Source organism: Acetobacter sp. JWB (assembly GCF_003323795.1).
Lineage (GTDB): Bacteria > Pseudomonadota > Alphaproteobacteria > Acetobacterales > Acetobacteraceae > Acetobacter > Acetobacter oryzifermentans.
In genome coordinates, this window is record NZ_CP030871.1 from 200150 (window position 1) to 215044 (window position 14895).

Below are 14895 nucleotides of genomic sequence, written 5' to 3' on the forward strand. Positions count from 1 at the left end.
AATCAACACACAAGACATGGAATCACAGACAGCTCCTCATAACCAGAGGGTTTTTCGAACCCTCCACCTGTTGCCCGGCATTGGAGCATGTTTCTGCCTTGTTCATCGTCCCTCGCCAAAGCCTGTGTAAGACCTTGTGTAAGAGTTTGCGGGGTCTGTGTTTTTGGAAATCCAGAATAACGAACAAAAACAATGAGTTATGTTGGTGCGAACTGCGGGACTCGAACCCTCACTGACCCGCAGGGTCAGTCGCACAACACCTTGAAAAAACAGCGGATAATGATACGCGGTCTTATGGTTGAATTTTCTGCCTTCGATTTTGGTTAAACACTCTGGGTGCGTCAAGCCAAAAGAGAGAAGGGACCATGTCTGGCGTGAAGCTGGCTCATTTAAAAAAGAGGATAGTAAAAAAAGAGGATAGCCAGCCGTGCAAACCAGCGGACACGTTGCGTCGCGATGGTTTGCAAACTGGTCACGGGGAGAGCATTGCTCTCCCCGTGAACCCCCTCTTGATGTCAGAAGTGGGGGGGGGTGGGCTAGCGGCTTTATGTAGGGTGATCGTTGAAACCGGACATTCGGATGCTTTGCTGCCTCACGCTGCGTCATCCCTTCGGAAACAGCCAGGCGAATCCTGAGATATAATTCCACGGTGTAGATCCCCTGTCCTGTCTGAGATCATTGCAGAAAAGAAATAAATGGTCGACTTTTCCACCGCCGCTCTCAACATGCGAAATCTACAGGACGAAATTTGATTACTGACTAAACAATCCTGAATGGAAACCGAACATAGTTGGTCCGAAATGAGTATAAGGACACAAGCCAACACGAAAGCTTAGTGCTTGACGGTGCTGCCTACCTGTGTAAGTGAGGTCTTGCCTCTGGATAGAGGCTGAAAAGAAACCTGAGACGGTTTCGGAGGTCGTGCTACTGAAAAGTGGCAAAATAAGTCAGATTTGCTGATTTTATGGTGCATTTTTGTGCCCCCGATGGTCCGAGGCCAGTCTCTTCTATTTGAAGGACTGGAAATGACTGACATCACAAAATTAATTCTTCGTTTTGCTCTAGTTGCAGAGCAACCGAACTCACGAGACGAAGAGCGGCTGAGTTCTGTTTCAAGTGAAAATTCGATTGCTGGTATCAAGCGGTATACCGGTTTTGTCAGAGGTCGCGACCTTTACAGTTTATTTGATCACGTCACTCTTGAAGCGAACCCACGGGCAGCCAAGGTGGGAAGCGTGACCAATGCCATTCTAGAATCGTTAGAAACAACGCCTGAGCTTTTTCCTTTTAAATCCAAAGGAATTCTAATTGGCACGTCTAGCTATGAAGCTTTGCAACGTAATAGATTTGAGTTGGCTTTTGAAGATCCCGCTTCTGAAGGGATCTTGGATGGTGGTCACAATATGCTAGCCATCGGCATGTATATGCTTGCCGCCGTTGCTGAAGAAAAAGAGATCGCTAGTATTGTACTTTGGGAAGATATGAAGGAACTATGGGTTGAATATCGCAAAGAGCTTGAGAAAGAGAGAGAAAATTTTGACTTTTTGGTACCAGTAGAACTTATTGTGCCTTCCGATCCTGAAGATGTAAATACTGTTCAGAAATTTGAATTGTCAGTACTGGATATCTGTGCTGCTCGTAATAATAATGCTCAGCTAACTCAAGAAACCAAATCGAATAAATTGGGTTTCTATACTGAAATCAAGGATCGCCTTGATCCTAAGATTGCAGCTCGCGTCGAGTGGAAGAGCAACGAGTGGGAAAGTAGCGAGGCCCGTCCAATTAAGATCCGCGATCTTCTCGCTCTTTCGTGGATACCGCTAAATAAAGCCAACGAAGCGGGATTACTGCCGCTAGATATCAGCGTTACTCCCCAAAACATCTATCGCAACAAGGGGGAGTGTTCGAAGCAGTTTGATAAACTCATGCTTGATCCAAAAGTGTCCGCTCCTATTGTAGGAGAAGGGCCGACACATGATCTGCATAATGATACCGTGAAAAGTTGTTTTGATATTTTGGCAGATCTTCCCGATCTTTTCGATCAAATATATGAAGAGTTTCCTTCTGCTTATAATTCGAACGGCTATCGCTTTGGTTCCCATACAATTGTTAAGACATATGATCCAGTCAAACGTGCGGCAGCCAAAGATAAGACTGCGTATATAGCCACACAACCGACTACTCCATATCGCAACCGGCCCATCACTTATCGTTATCCTGAAGGATTGATTATGCCATTGGTATACGGCTTGAAAGGCCTAATGGAGATCCAAGATGGGCGTGTGGTGTGGGCGACGGAACCGAAGGCCTTCTTGAAAAAATACCTGAATGACATTGCTGGGGCTTATCGTCTTGTGCTCGATATGGCACGGTTCGATCCTCAAAAATTAGCCAAGAACCAATCCAGCCATGAATTTGCTGTTGGAGAGTTCGAGAAAGCGCTGCTCAAGCATCAGGTTTTAAAAGCGCCCGGTCTGGGGGAATCAAAGAACCGTTGATTGGTTCCTTGATCCCTAGCTGACAGCTAGGCTCACACCACCGTTGAACGAACGTCGGCTTTCGAGCAACCACCATTACCGCTTCGATCTCAGCTTTGAGGTGTAAACAATCATTAGATCAAATCTTGTTTTTTACGCTGTAGGGGGTCAACGGGGGAGGTCTCTCCCCCTTGCTAGATGCTCAATGGGTAGCCATTGAGCACTGCTGGCTCCCATTTAAAACGTCTCCTTTTTGAAGGCTGTTTTCGGGTAGCTTATCGCCTCTACGGTTTGTTGCAGATTGGCGGTTGTGATGGCGGTGAGATAGGTCGTGGTGCCCTGACTTCTGTGGGTAGCCTCGTGACCCAGAAGCTTGTCTATCCAGATTTCCCGAATGTCAGTTGTGGCATTTCTCAGTTGTGTGGAAACGGTATGCCGGAACGAATGAAACGTAATTTCAGCTGGTAAGCCAAGGCGCGTTTTGAGTTGCGAAAAGACTCGACTCAGAGTGGCCCCTCGGTCTTTCTGTTTAGACCCATCAAGGCCGGGTATGAGGTAATGACCTTCCGCATTGTCCTTGAGGGCCATTATGCCAGCCTCAATGAGTTTGGAGTGCAGAGGAATGACGCGGGTGCCAGCCTCCGTCTTTGGTGACCAGCCGTCTTCTGCATGGGGCCTAACCAGAAAGCAGGGAACATTCTCGATGGTTTGCAGGTCTTCCTTCCGCAAGGTGCAAATTTCACCCAGCCTCATGCCGGTATAGGCAGCGATAAGAGTGACTAGCCGGAAAGTCGGTTCAGACACTAAGGAACTGTGCCACGAAGCAGAGGCCAGAAGAGCCAGTTCCTGTGGTGTCCAGCTTCGTCGCACGGTCTTGGGGGCATTTTCAAAATGCCAGCCAGACCAAGGGTTCTTTGCCACCAATTCCCTTTGCACAAGCTGGTTCCACAAGGCAGACAAGCGGAGCATGTGGTTCTTGACGCTTTTATTGCTCAGGGTAGGGAGATCATCAGACTTGGCCCTCTGTGCCTCCTGTTGCAGCGTCAGATTGCTTTTGCCTTTGCCCAGTGTTGCGGGCAGCGCCAGAAGCAGGTCACGAAAGGCTCCAGCTTGGCTGCCGCCAATGTCACTGACAGGCATATTCCCAAAAGCCCTGATATAGAGGGCAACCGTTCTTTGAGTTGCTTCTTTGGTGTCGGTACTGGCGTTAGGGTTGCTCAAGACAAACTGCTCCAAAGCGTCCGACAGCATAAGAACGGACGGTTTCTTCTTGGTACTACGAGGCTTCCTGACGACCTTACGGGTCAGTTTCTCCCTCGGTTTTATGGTCTTCCGTTTGGGGGCAGAGGTTGCCTCCTCTTCCTGAGCATTCTTCTCAGCTTCCAGTGTCACCGGGCTTTGGAAGATGAGGAGGGATGTCAGTTCTTTGTCTGAGAACCGGCCCTGCATGGTTCGCGCTTTATGGAAAACTTCGCCTGTGCGGGCATAAAGGGCAGCAGCCCTCTGTCGGGCTAGAAACTTATTTTCGGTTTGCAGAGAAAGGGAGATTTCTGTTTTGCCAAGACAGGCTTGCAGGACGACCGGAACGGCACGGCGGAAGTGGTAATGAGAGCCGATAAGACGCAGCATGTGAGTTCCCAGACTGGGAAGACAACCGGGAAAGTCCCGTTCACCCATCACAATCCGGTTTTATGACGTCTTTTCAAGGTTGTAGCGCAAAAGTCTGAGGGACTCGAACCCGCTCCCGTTAGTTGCTACCAATCAGACAACCTATTGAAACAGAACGATAATTTCAGACGAAATTATCCTTCACATGGTGACTGCGGGTTCACTCTGCGGGCAAACCCGTGGGGCAGTCAAGGGGATATGGTCGAGTAGAAAAAAAATCCATATAAGTCGTTCGTGTATATATCTTTTGATTTTAAGGAAAAAAGATAATGGTTTTTAATCTTGAAAAAGCTATTTGTGTTCCGAGCGTTCGCCACATTATTGAAAAGAGAGATGGCGTTTTAAACCATTTTGGTCCCATTTTTCGTCAGCCATCAGAGATAAAAAAAGAAGATTACTTAAATTTTTTGAGTATCCAGAATAATTATCATTGGAGTGGTCTTGAGCGCCTTGGTCGTAAGGTGGCAGAAGATATGGATAATCTTCGTCATGCATTATCTATTTTAGTAGATGAAAGCCAGTTATTATCTCGTAGGTTAGATAAGTGCTTACAGGACTTGCAAGGGGTGGGGCATGCGACCCTTACAGCCATTTTACTCGTTGCTTATCCTGCCTATTATGGGGTGTGGAATAGTACAAGTGAGTGTGAAATGAAAGAGAAAGGGCTGTGGCCTAGCTTTGAACGAGGTGCCAGTACAGGACAAAAATATGAGGTCATTAATGAAGTTTTATTGGGTCTAGCCAAACAATATAGCATTGATACATGGACTTTAGATGCATTGTGGTGGGCAGAAAAAGCAGAGCGCTATGAAAGTGGTCATTATAAAAATGCTTGGGACATAGCTATTTGGTCTATGGTAGACTAAGCAGAGTAAACAACAAAAAATTCTAATGGGCAATTAGTTGAGCGCACTATAAAAAACAAAGATTTGAGATTTTATAAAGAGAATCTTATTAAATATTTGAAGAAACTCTTAGAAGAAAGCCATTACAGGTGCGCTATAACGGGTCTTGAATTGCAACCAAAAGGACCTGACCCACAGTTGATGCCTTCTTTAGACAGAATAGATAGCAACGGTCACTATGAAGCTGATAATTTACAGGTAGTGGCAAGGTTCATAAATTTTTGGAAAAGGAATACTCCAGATGCTAAATTCCGGCGACAGTTAGCTTTGGTTCGAGGTGAATGAAATATATCAAAATTGCTCTATCTATTGGAAATGGAATAGTCTTTTTTAACGGTAAATTGTGGAATTATAGAAAACGGTAGCCAGCCGTGCAAACCAATCGAACCGATCGGATCAGACAGCATCATGGAAAACACTTTAAAGCGTATTTGTGAACTTCAGCCTTTCTATTCTTCGTCAAACACACCAAAGATGCAGGAGCGGGGCAGACTCATCCGATCCACGTTGGTGCAGAATCTACACGCGCGGGAAGATCGACTTGCTTCGGCTTTAGGTAGTTATGGGAATGACTTCACCGTCGATGGATCAGACGGAATTGGTCTGAAAACTGAGTTGCCATGGGTAAGATTTTGTTCAAAATCAATGTCTCCATCTGCGACTACTGGTTTTTATGTGGTATTGCATTTCTCAACTGATGGCTCGGGCGTTAATATCGCAGTAGGATGTAGTTCCTCAAAGTTCAAAAACGGCAGCAATATAGTTCTTCCGTATGAGGATATTGATAGAAGATGTCTTTGGATGCGACATGTAGTTTTGGAAGCGCTTGGATCAACAGAGCCCTTCATCGATAGCAATGACTTTGGGGCAAAAGCGCGTCTGCCGAAATCTTTTGAGCGCGCCTGTGCCCTCGTAAAGAAGATATCGTATTCCGACATAACCAATGATTTAGTGGAAAGCTGTCTCATCCAAGCAGCAAAAATGCTACGTTGCGTTTACGAAGCGCAGCGGCAAGGACGTGAGTTGTCCCCGGCAGATCAAGTCGAGATCGAGATCGTGGATGCGGCAAGGCCAGCTGCTATGTTCAGGAAGAGCCAGGGGTTCGGCCTGACGGGTGCGGAGCGCCGGGCTGTAGAAATTCAGGCTATGGATTTAACAGAACAATGGCTTACTGCTCGGGGCTACGTAGTAAAAAACACGGCGGCTTCCAGACCGTATGATTTTGAGGCCAAAAATGAAGATGGTATTATTTTCGTTGAGGTAAAAGGGACTACCAGTGACGCCGCTGATACAATCGCTATGACACATGGTGAAGTCAGGCTACACAAAGAAAACAAGGGCCAAACAGCCTTGATGCTGGTGTCTGGAATTAAACTGCACAGAGAAGGCCCATCTCCGTCTGCTACAGGAGGAGTCCTGGAGCCGATTATGAACTGGGATATTGACACATGGGATATGTCTCCGATGGCTTACCGAGTAATTCGGAGGTTATCATAGGCTCTGGGATGTGGAGATCAGTATTTACGAGCTCCATGGTCACGTCAGCTTTCTAAAAGCGAGAATTTCGTCTGCGAAGTCCAAGATGAGGGAGAAAACTGTTCGTCTTTTCTATTTTTTATATCGGTCAATTAATGCTTAGGTTGTTGGATGAATCAGGCTTTGTCGCCTTGCTTATCAGGGTGTGTCGATCAGCTTCTCTCTGGCGGCTTCGTGCATATCGGGGTGTGGCTGCCCAATGAGGGTGGGTTAATGGTATTTCAAGGAATTAATCCTGTTCCAAATAAGCCGGGGGTTTACGCGTATGCTGTTGGACAGGAAGTTCTTTATGTCGGTTCGGCGCGGTGTGGTCTGCACAGGCGAATTCGACATTATGAAAATTCAAAAAACCTGAGAACAGCCAGTCGTATCCGAGAAGAAGTTCTGAGAACTCTTTCTAGGGGCCTGGGTGTCGATGTTTATGTGATTATACCGGAAAAGGGCTTCATGCTGAATGGCGTATTGCCAGTTGATCCCGTGGCCGGTTTAGAAGAAGGGCTGATCCGGGCCATTAAGCCGAAGTGGAATCGTCGCGGAAGCCGGAGAGGGGATGAGTTTGGTGAGCTGTCGTCTCAGATGAAGGCGTAAGCGGTCATTAAATGAAACCTTATTTTTCTGCGCTTTAGGGGGTCAACGGGGGAAGCATTCCCCCTTGCCAGATGTCGAATGGGTAGCCATTTGACACTGCTGGCTCCCTTTTAAATCGTCATGTTTGCAAAGGCTGTTAGGGGATAGCGTATTGCCTCTATGGTTTGTTTCAGATTGGCAGTTGAAATGCCGGTCAGATAGGTAGTCGTCCCTTGGCTTTTATGGCTGGCTTCATGACCTAACAGGCGATCAATCCATACCTCCCGGATATTGGCGTCGGCGTTTCTGAGTTGCGTGGATACAGTATGCCGGAACGAGTGAAATGTGATTTCAGCGGGTAGCCCAATGCGGGTCTTGAGCAATGAAAAAGCCCGCCCTAATGCTGCGCCCCTGACACCCTGTTTTGAAGTCTCCAAGCCGGGGACGAGGTATGGACCGTCTGTAGTATCCTTAAGAGTCAGAATGCCAGCTTCAATTAGCTTTGAATGGACTGGCACCGTACGAGTGCCTGCTTCCGTCTTGGGTGCCCAGCCGGTTTCGCTATGGGCTCGGATAAGAAAGCAGGGGATACCGTCAACGCTCTGTAGGTCTTCTTTTCTCAGAGTGCAGATTTCGCCCAATCGCATTCCGCTATAAGCTGCAATCAGTGTGACCAGCCTGAATGTCTGTTCTGGCGCTGACGTGCTATGCCATGACGCAGAGGCCAGCAAAGCCAGTTCCTTGGTCGTCCAGCTTCTTCTGACGGTCTTCTGTCCGTTTTCGAAATTCCAGCCTGTCCAGGGATTGCGTGTGACAAACTCCCGTTGCTGTAGCTGATTCCACAGGGCAGAGAGGCGCATCATATGGTTTTTCACGCTCTTGCCACTCAAAGTTGGCAGACCTTCTTCTCTGGCCTTCTGTGCTTCTTCTTCAAGGGTAAGGCTGCTCTTGCGTTTGCCCAGTGATGCTGGAAGAGAAAACAGCAGGTCACGGAACCCCCCGGCCTTTTCGCCGCCGATGATAGACACGGGCGCATCTCCAAACGCTTGCAGAAAGAGGTCTACGGCTCGCTGGGTCGCTTTCTTGGTGTCAGCACTGGCATGGGGATTATCCAGCACAAAGCGTTTCAGGGCACTGGAAAGCATTAAGGGTTGGGCTTTGGGTGTTTTGGCTGGTTTCTTCACTGTTCGGGGGTTTGGCAGCAATGCTGTAACTGGCAAGGACCCCGTTTCCTGAGCAGATGAAGGTAGGTTCACGCTCTGCAAATCCCGCAGTGCAACCCGCAGTCCTTCAAGCCTGCTTAAAGCGTCCGGTTCAACCAGCACAGAGTGGGCTTGCATGAATAATTCTGTGGTTCTGGCGTGAAGGAGGGATGCCCGTTTGCGGGCTTCATTCTGATAGCCAGTTTTTAAAGAAACCCAGATTTCCCGCCGGTTTAAGGCTGCTCGCAGGGCAGGGGGAACTATACGGCGAAAGTGGTAAGTGGTGCCTCGGACACGGAGCATAAAATCTTCCCTCAGTGGGGAAGGACGATGGAGCAAAGACAGCCTTTGCCCCTCATTCAGCCGAAAAATCGTGCTATTTCAGGTGTCTGTGGTGCGAACTGCGGGACTCGAACCCACTGAAGTAACTTGCATGACCTATAACATATTGTTTTTAAACAATATTCTGAATGCTTACGTAAGAGTTTGTGTAAGACTTTGTGTGAGATCGGTCAAGGCTTTTAATAGAGTAGGTGCCGTGACAGGAAACCTAATCTCGTGAGCATGGATGACCTGAGAAAATGTTGTTTTTTATTTTGTAAAACGTCATTAGAAGCTTCTGGAGGATGAGCTTATTTGTAGGTGCATTCGCTTCAACATGAGTGGGGAAATTACGACAGTTTGGAATTTGGTAGGTATGAGTTTTGATATTTTTGTGTATCTCATAATCTCAACCATCTAATTCTTTTGGCTTTCGGATGTCTAAAATGAATCTATGTTAATAAAAATACGGCAGGATATCATATCCAGTTATTCTAGACTTTCAATGGAAGGCAGAGATTTAAAGCGATATAATTTGATGATGATAAAACAAATTAAAATGTTGTCTTGTTACGGCGCCTTGCTACATTATCGCTAATATCTTCTGGGAATAAGGTGATTAAAATGACGGATGAAGATTCAAAGCCGAGAGTTTTGGCGATTATCGCATTAGACGAAGAGTATTCCGCTTTTTTGGAGGAATTCCCAGATAAAAAAGATTTATCAACGGATACTCAATTGCGTTTTGAGCATGAGACAGGCGAAGCTCAAGTTAGATTATTCTCCGTCTTATCAAACAAGATGGGAGCAAAAAGTGCAGGATTTTCGGCGGAAGAAACAATCAAATCGTTAAAGCCTCAAGCTGTTGTAGTAATAGGGATTGCAGGAGGATTGTCTAACGATGTGAAATTGGGAGATGTCTGTGTTTCTAACGAAATTATAGATGTTCTTCACAATAATAAATTTGTTGATGGTCCTAACGGTCAAGGTGAGTCAAATGTTCGATTTGCTCCAGATTTTTATGCTGTAAACGCTGAGTATCTTTCGTCCTTTACTTTTTTGAAAATTCATCCAAAGCTAAAAGAAAAGTATTTTCAATGGCAAGAAACTGCTAAAGGAAATGCGCTGTCATTAGATATTACTCCAGATGCTGATGCAGAATATAATCTGGTTTTGGGGCCAGTTGTATGCGGTCCAGTTTCTGCCAGCAAAAAATTTAATGAAACACTAAAAAATATTAATCGAAAATGCATTGCTTTAGAAACTGAATCGGGAGGAGTTTTTTCTTGGTGCGATAAGTTTCATGTGCCAGTCGTCGCTCTACGAGGAATTAGCGATATGGCTGATGAACATAAAAATAGTTTGGAAACTAATAATTCTGGAAATTATCGTAAACTTGCTATGAAAAATGCGATAGATTTACTGAGATGTCAGCTTGCGAATGATAAGTTCATCGATTTTCTCAAAAAAAAACTTTAGAGGCAGATGAGTTATTTTCGTCTAATTTTGAATTATATGAAGATATTCTACCTAAATTAGAAAATACGATTCGAGGACAGTTATGTGAAATATGTACTTCTTTTCGTAGTAAAGGAGATACATTTTATATACCTCTTCCACGTGTACAAAGAGCTTTGCCGGGTTCCTCAGTGGAGAATCATGCATTTATTGTTCCGCAAAATATGTTTGATGCGGTAAAAGAAAACAAAAAGATATTTGTTCGAATTCCACGTACATTTTCTGGAAATAATTTAGGTTGGTATTTGTCGTATTTCTTAATAAGAACTCAAATTAATGATAAGCAAGTTTTGCCTATAGTTATTGAAGGGAAAGATATTGTTCCTCCTCAAAAAAGCTTAAATAGATTGTCACCGAATTTCGCTATGGATGAAAAAGTAAATAGCGATTTATATGAGAAAATATATATTATAGAAGAACCAGTTTTTTCATCAAAAACTAGGATGGATTTTTTATCACAACAAATTAAATCATTAGATGGCTACATAATTATCGTATCGAAAACTGAAGACAGAATTGCAACAATTAGTAATTTCATTCAGGAAAATTCCTTAATAGAATACACTATATGCCCTATATCGTTTTCTGAGACAGCAATTTTTTTAGAAAAAAATTTCGATATGCAACCATTTGAAGCAGAAGCGGTTGCATTGCGGTTAGATAATACATTTAGAAAATTTCGTATTGAAGTTGATCCATCGTATTTCACCCTTATAGGACAGGACACATTATTGGCACTGATCGATGCTAATAAAAGGGCAGAGTTAATACAGTTGGCTGTGCATGGATTGCTAAGTTTAATTGTTGCTTATGATCCAGCTTCAACTAGTTTAAGTAGAAGCACACGAGAACGATTTTTAAAGAAAATATGTCTTCATAAGATAAAATTAGAAGAATCTTTTATAGAAGATACCGACCTATCTGCTTTAGCGTTAGAGTTTATACATGAGTATGGTTTTAAGATTGATCAATCTGAGTTTTTGAGCCCATTTTTTAAATCTGGGCTTTTGTATAATTGTCATGGAAAAGTTTCTTTTGCATATCCTTATTTAGAAAGTTATTTAATAGCAAAAGTATTAAGAGACTATCCAGACATTGCGGTTAAATACTTTAATCCTGAAAGAAGGGATTTTGATGTTTATTCATTTGATTTGTATTGTGAAATGGGTCCTGGGAAAGATGTTGTTGACTCGATTTCAAGATATTCAGATTTTTTTGTAAATGCAGGTCAAGAAAAATATGGAAAAGAATCTATTTTTATAAAAAATAAAAAAGTTATTGACTCTTCTGTGGTAGATATTGGTTTTGTGGATATTATAAAACGCATAAGTGAAATGGCTGATAAACTTGAAAATGCCGATAATAGTAAAAATATAAGAGACGAAAAGCAACGTATTCTTGACACTCAAAGTAAAGTTATAGGTAGTTTATCTCAAAGAAATTCGTCGAAAGATTCAGAACTCGAAGATGAAATACAAGTTGAGTTTTTTATTCTTGATGGATTGTCTCGTGCATCAATTTTATGTTTGACTTTATTAGGATCGGGATCTGAATCTATTAATAAGCATATAAAAGAAGATCTTCTGAAAACTTCTATTGATACATGTAGTATTTTTATGGATATTTGGATGTATAATAGAATGCGTATTGATTTCAAAGATATAAAAAATAGTCTTTTATCAGATACTAATATTAGTGCATTTGTAAAAAGTATTAATGCTGATGAATCATCAATCGAGAAGATAAGAAAAGATCTTGCAACATTTTTGGCTTTTTTTCAAAGCAATGTTTTAATGGAGCCTATTAATCGTGTTTTATCTAATTTGTGTGGAATCGCGGGAGTGCCTGTTTTGAGCCCCATTATTTCTCACTATAAGGCGACAGATATAAATGCGAAAATTTTACAATCTATTTGGTTATTAGAAGCATCACCAGATCAAGGATTTCAGTATATTAAATCAGTTTTCCAAAATTATAATGGAGCATCTTTGTTGAGGGTTGCTATAAGTCGTTTTCTATTGGACCGTTTATATTGGCAACATTATCAAACTGATAATTCACGATTTTTTGCTAATGCTGTGAAGCAAGTTATTAAGCGTACCGGCCTCCAGTACGAAGAAAAAACTTTAAAGGAAGCAATTCAAGGTCCTGTGGATGCTTAATTTCTAGATTATCAAACATTAATACAAAGGAGAGTTCTAAAAACTCTCCTTTCATAATTAAGATGACGAATGCCTAATAAGAGTTTCTAATCTCAGATAGGACGACAACAAACATCTTGTCTGAAAAAAGAATTATTAAGATACCAAAATTCGATATATATATGTGTTTTTGATATTCCTGTTTGCCTCATAATTTTAGCCACCCCCAACCCTTCAGCTTTGAGCTGTCTGACATTTTCATGATTATAAGATTGCTTACGGCCTTTATAGACACCTTCCGCCTTGGCTTTGGCGATCCCTTCAAGCTGGCGTTCCTTTCTCAGTTCAGTCTCAAATTGAGCAAAGACACCAAGCAGATTCAGGAACATTTTCCCTACAGCGTTGGATGTATCGATGGGTTGCTGAGTGCAAATCATAGATACCTTTTTATCTTCCAAGTATCTGACAATATCCTGCAAATCACTGATTGATCTCGCTAACCTGTCGATACGAGTGACCACCAACGAATCACCGGCTCTTAAAAATTGAAGCAAGGTATCGAGTTCTTGCCTTCCTTCCCGACTAGTTCCAGAGACCTTTTCACCCCGGATAATGTCACATCCTGCTTTTTGGAGTGCTGTTTCCTGTATGGTCAGGTCTTGGTCTGATGTGCTTACTCTTGCGTATCCGTATTTCATCCTTTCGTTCCTTATGGGTTATAGGGATGGCGTGACTAACCACTCCCTAATTCCATTATAGACCCAAAAGGGAGATAATACCGGGGTAAGGGGCTATGTCCCTTTAGGGACTACCTAAAAAAAGCACAGAAAATAATTTTCGTGATTCACATAATAAAAATCATTTCACTTTTATTGCTTGAATCTCCTTGTGCCGGGCTTTCAGCTCTTCGTCAGACAAAGAGTAGGCAATAGCGACGCATTCTTCTTTGAAAAGATCACGATCAAGTCGCTGATCATATTTTTCCCGTCTGGGACGGGTTTGGGTTTCGTAGGAGACGACTTCCTTCCGGATATTCGCCATCCGGGTGGTATGGGCCTTCATAGCAGGTGAATATTCTTCTTGTTTCTTTTGTTGTTCTGAGAATCGCCTGCAATGTGTATTCCATTCAGCGTCATACACACTTCTGTATGCCACATAGATATTAATATATTTCTGCTCGTCCTCCGGCTTTATGCCAGTGACGACAAACGGTAATATATCGAGAGCCTTCTGAATTGGCCTGTCATATTCGTTCTGATGGACCATTGTTCCGTAGACCAGTTCCCATATGAATACGTCCTTGAATCTTATGGTTGCATGCATGGTTCTCCGGACGTCCTGATTTTTTATGCTCTCCCTCAGATCATGTTGAAAACTCTTTCTGGCAATGGAAAGCTGGACGCGGGACCAGAACTCATCGTGTAATTCGATTGGGATAAAGGAGAGGATATCCTGTGTGGTAAACTGGAAAGAGGTGTCTGACCGACGTACGAATGCATTGTCCAGAAATCCCGCAGTAGCAGACCACCCCTTATGAATAGGACGAGCCATGACCTCAATTACGGCGTCTGTGATTCCACCGGTCAGAGCCTGACGACGCTTTTGCCGTTCCAAGGCTGACATGGGCTTACCTGTTTTTGCTGGCCTGCCCCGTTTTCTGGGAGCCGGAATTTTCGTTTCAGTCATGTGTTATGTCATAAATTATTGTGATTCACATAATTAAAAGAAAAACCCCGTCGGTGATAGGCACGTTTTTCACTGGTCCTGACAGTTTTCCAGGAGTGGAGAGGCGTCTCCACCGTTCTGGTTAAAATTTTGTCCCAAAATCACCTGTTTTTGGAATATGCATTATTTGCATCTCATGCGTTTAATAATGCATAGCTGATACAGAGGTTATGGGACGGCTTTCAGGCTGTTCATGGCTCTCCATGCCGTCATACGTGATACCTGAAGCAGTTCACTGACTTCGCGGGAGGAAAGTCCTCTTTGCTTCATAGCGCGTGCCTGAGCCGTCTTTTCAGGCGATAGAGTGGAACGTCTTCCGGGGCGTTTTCCCTTGGCTCTGGCGACATCCAGGCCAGCCATGATCCGCTCACGAATAATGTTGCGTTCAAACTCCGCGAAACCAGCGAGAAGCAGAAGGAACAAGCGACCACCTGCGCCTGAGGTATCAATCCCAAGGTTAAGGATACGCACAGCAATCTGCCGTTTTTTCAGGATGTCTATTAAAGAAAGAACATCCACGGCATTACGGCCAAGCCTGTCGAGTTTCGCAACCGTCAGCGTGTCACCTGCCTTCAGTCGATGAACCAAACGGCTGAGTTCTGGTCTCTGCTTCCATGATGTTGCGCCTGAAAGCGTCTCCGTAATGACGCGGTCGGATGGTATCCCTTCCTTCTGAAGATCGCTGGTCTGGCTGTCGGTGCTCTGCTTTGTCGTGCTTACTCTGGCATATCCATATCGTGTCATTGTTCCTCTCCTTTATTGATACATGATCTTGGTATCCGTTCTCGTGTTTGGATGCTTAGGGAGAAGTGTAACAAAAACAGGTGTTTAAGGG

The 14895-nt window shown here is 43.8% G+C and carries 11 protein-coding genes; 6 read left to right on the plus strand and 5 right to left on the minus strand.

What is annotated here, in order from left to right:
• Positions 1-1025 precede the first annotated feature (1025 nt).
• A complete protein-coding gene (locus DS739_RS00955) occupies positions 1026-2498 on the plus strand; it encodes an AIPR family protein (protein WP_100070289.1) in 1473 nt (490 codons plus the stop codon).
• A 216-nt stretch (positions 2499-2714) separates the two neighbouring features.
• On the opposite strand, the gene DS739_RS00960 is transcribed toward DS739_RS00955, so the two are convergent.
• Positions 2715-4157 carry a site-specific integrase gene (locus DS739_RS00960; RefSeq protein WP_006116747.1) on the minus strand — a complete coding sequence of 481 codons (1443 nt, stop codon included), beginning with the start codon at positions 4155-4157 and terminating at the stop codon, positions 2715-2717.
• 257 nt (positions 4158-4414) lie between these two features.
• On the opposite strand from DS739_RS00960, the gene DS739_RS14255 reads away from it, so the two are divergent.
• From DS739_RS14255 to DS739_RS14375, 3 genes are all read left to right on the plus strand, one after another.
• Complete coding sequence (locus tag DS739_RS14255) at positions 4415-5011, plus strand: hypothetical protein (RefSeq protein ID WP_006116748.1); 597 nt, start codon at positions 4415-4417, stop codon at positions 5009-5011.
• Between the two features lie 447 nt (positions 5012-5458).
• Complete coding sequence (locus DS739_RS00970) at positions 5459-6547, plus strand: MrcB family domain-containing protein (protein WP_006116749.1); 1089 nt, start codon at positions 5459-5461, stop codon at positions 6545-6547.
• 150 nt (positions 6548-6697) lie between these two features.
• Positions 6698-7174 (plus strand): GIY-YIG nuclease family protein, encoded by a 477-nt coding sequence (locus tag DS739_RS14375; RefSeq protein WP_006116750.1) that lies wholly within the window; start codon positions 6698-6700, stop codon positions 7172-7174.
• A gap of 110 nt (positions 7175-7284) precedes the next feature.
• Here DS739_RS14375 and DS739_RS00980 read toward each other — a convergent pair whose 3' ends face one another.
• The gene (locus tag DS739_RS00980) at positions 7285-8658 is read right to left on the minus strand and encodes a DUF6538 domain-containing protein (RefSeq protein WP_035351263.1); all 1374 of its coding nucleotides are present in this window, start codon (positions 8656-8658) and stop codon (positions 7285-7287) included.
• Positions 8659-9300: 642 nt separating this feature from the next.
• Between DS739_RS00980 and DS739_RS00985 the strand changes: the two genes are divergently transcribed.
• Both DS739_RS00985 and DS739_RS00990 read left to right on the plus strand, forming a co-directional pair.
• The gene (locus DS739_RS00985) at positions 9301-10155 is read left to right on the plus strand and encodes a hypothetical protein (RefSeq protein ID WP_035352727.1); all 855 of its coding nucleotides are present in this window, start codon (positions 9301-9303) and stop codon (positions 10153-10155) included.
• A gap of 170 nt (positions 10156-10325) precedes the next feature.
• On the plus strand, positions 10326-12356 hold the full coding sequence (locus DS739_RS00990; RefSeq protein ID WP_139018869.1) for a hypothetical protein: 2031 nt from the start codon (positions 10326-10328) through the stop codon (positions 12354-12356).
• 92 nt (positions 12357-12448) lie between these two features.
• On the opposite strand, the gene DS739_RS00995 is transcribed toward DS739_RS00990, so the two are convergent.
• The 3 genes from DS739_RS00995 to DS739_RS01005 form a co-directional block, all read right to left on the minus strand.
• The gene (locus tag DS739_RS00995; RefSeq protein ID WP_006116754.1) at positions 12449-13033 is read right to left on the minus strand and encodes a recombinase family protein; all 585 of its coding nucleotides are present in this window, start codon (positions 13031-13033) and stop codon (positions 12449-12451) included.
• A 160-nt stretch (positions 13034-13193) separates the two neighbouring features.
• On the minus strand, positions 13194-14021 hold the full coding sequence (locus DS739_RS01000) for a hypothetical protein (protein ID WP_139018870.1): 828 nt from the start codon (positions 14019-14021) through the stop codon (positions 13194-13196).
• Positions 14022-14228: 207 nt separating this feature from the next.
• Complete coding sequence (locus tag DS739_RS01005; protein WP_006116755.1) at positions 14229-14804, minus strand: recombinase family protein; 576 nt, start codon at positions 14802-14804, stop codon at positions 14229-14231.
• Between the last annotated feature and the right edge of the window lie 91 nt (positions 14805-14895).

Bases quoted from the DNA above. Each gene is read 5' to 3' on its own strand.
- DS739_RS14255 (WP_006116748.1), top strand. From the start codon at position 4,415: ATGGTTTTTAATCTTGAAAAAGCTATTTGTGTTCCGAGCGTTCGCCAC.
- DS739_RS00970 (WP_006116749.1), top strand. From the start codon at position 5,459: ATGGAAAACACTTTAAAGCGTATTTGTGAACTTCAGCCTTTCTATTCT.
- DS739_RS00985 (WP_035352727.1), top strand. From the start codon at position 9,301: ATGACGGATGAAGATTCAAAGCCGAGAGTTTTGGCGATTATCGCATTA.
- DS739_RS00995 (WP_006116754.1), bottom strand. From the start codon at position 13,033: ATGAAATACGGATACGCAAGAGTAAGCACATCAGACCAAGACCTGACC.
- DS739_RS01000 (WP_139018870.1), bottom strand. From the start codon at position 14,021: ATGACTGAAACGAAAATTCCGGCTCCCAGAAAACGGGGCAGGCCAGCA.
- DS739_RS00955 (WP_100070289.1), top strand. From the start codon at position 1,026: ATGACTGACATCACAAAATTAATTCTTCGTTTTGCTCTAGTTGCAGAG.
- DS739_RS01005 (WP_006116755.1), bottom strand. From the start codon at position 14,804: ATGACACGATATGGATATGCCAGAGTAAGCACGACAAAGCAGAGCACC.
- DS739_RS14375 (WP_006116750.1), top strand. From the start codon at position 6,698: ATGAATCAGGCTTTGTCGCCTTGCTTATCAGGGTGTGTCGATCAGCTT.
- DS739_RS00980 (WP_035351263.1), bottom strand. From the start codon at position 8,658: ATGCTCCGTGTCCGAGGCACCACTTACCACTTTCGCCGTATAGTTCCC.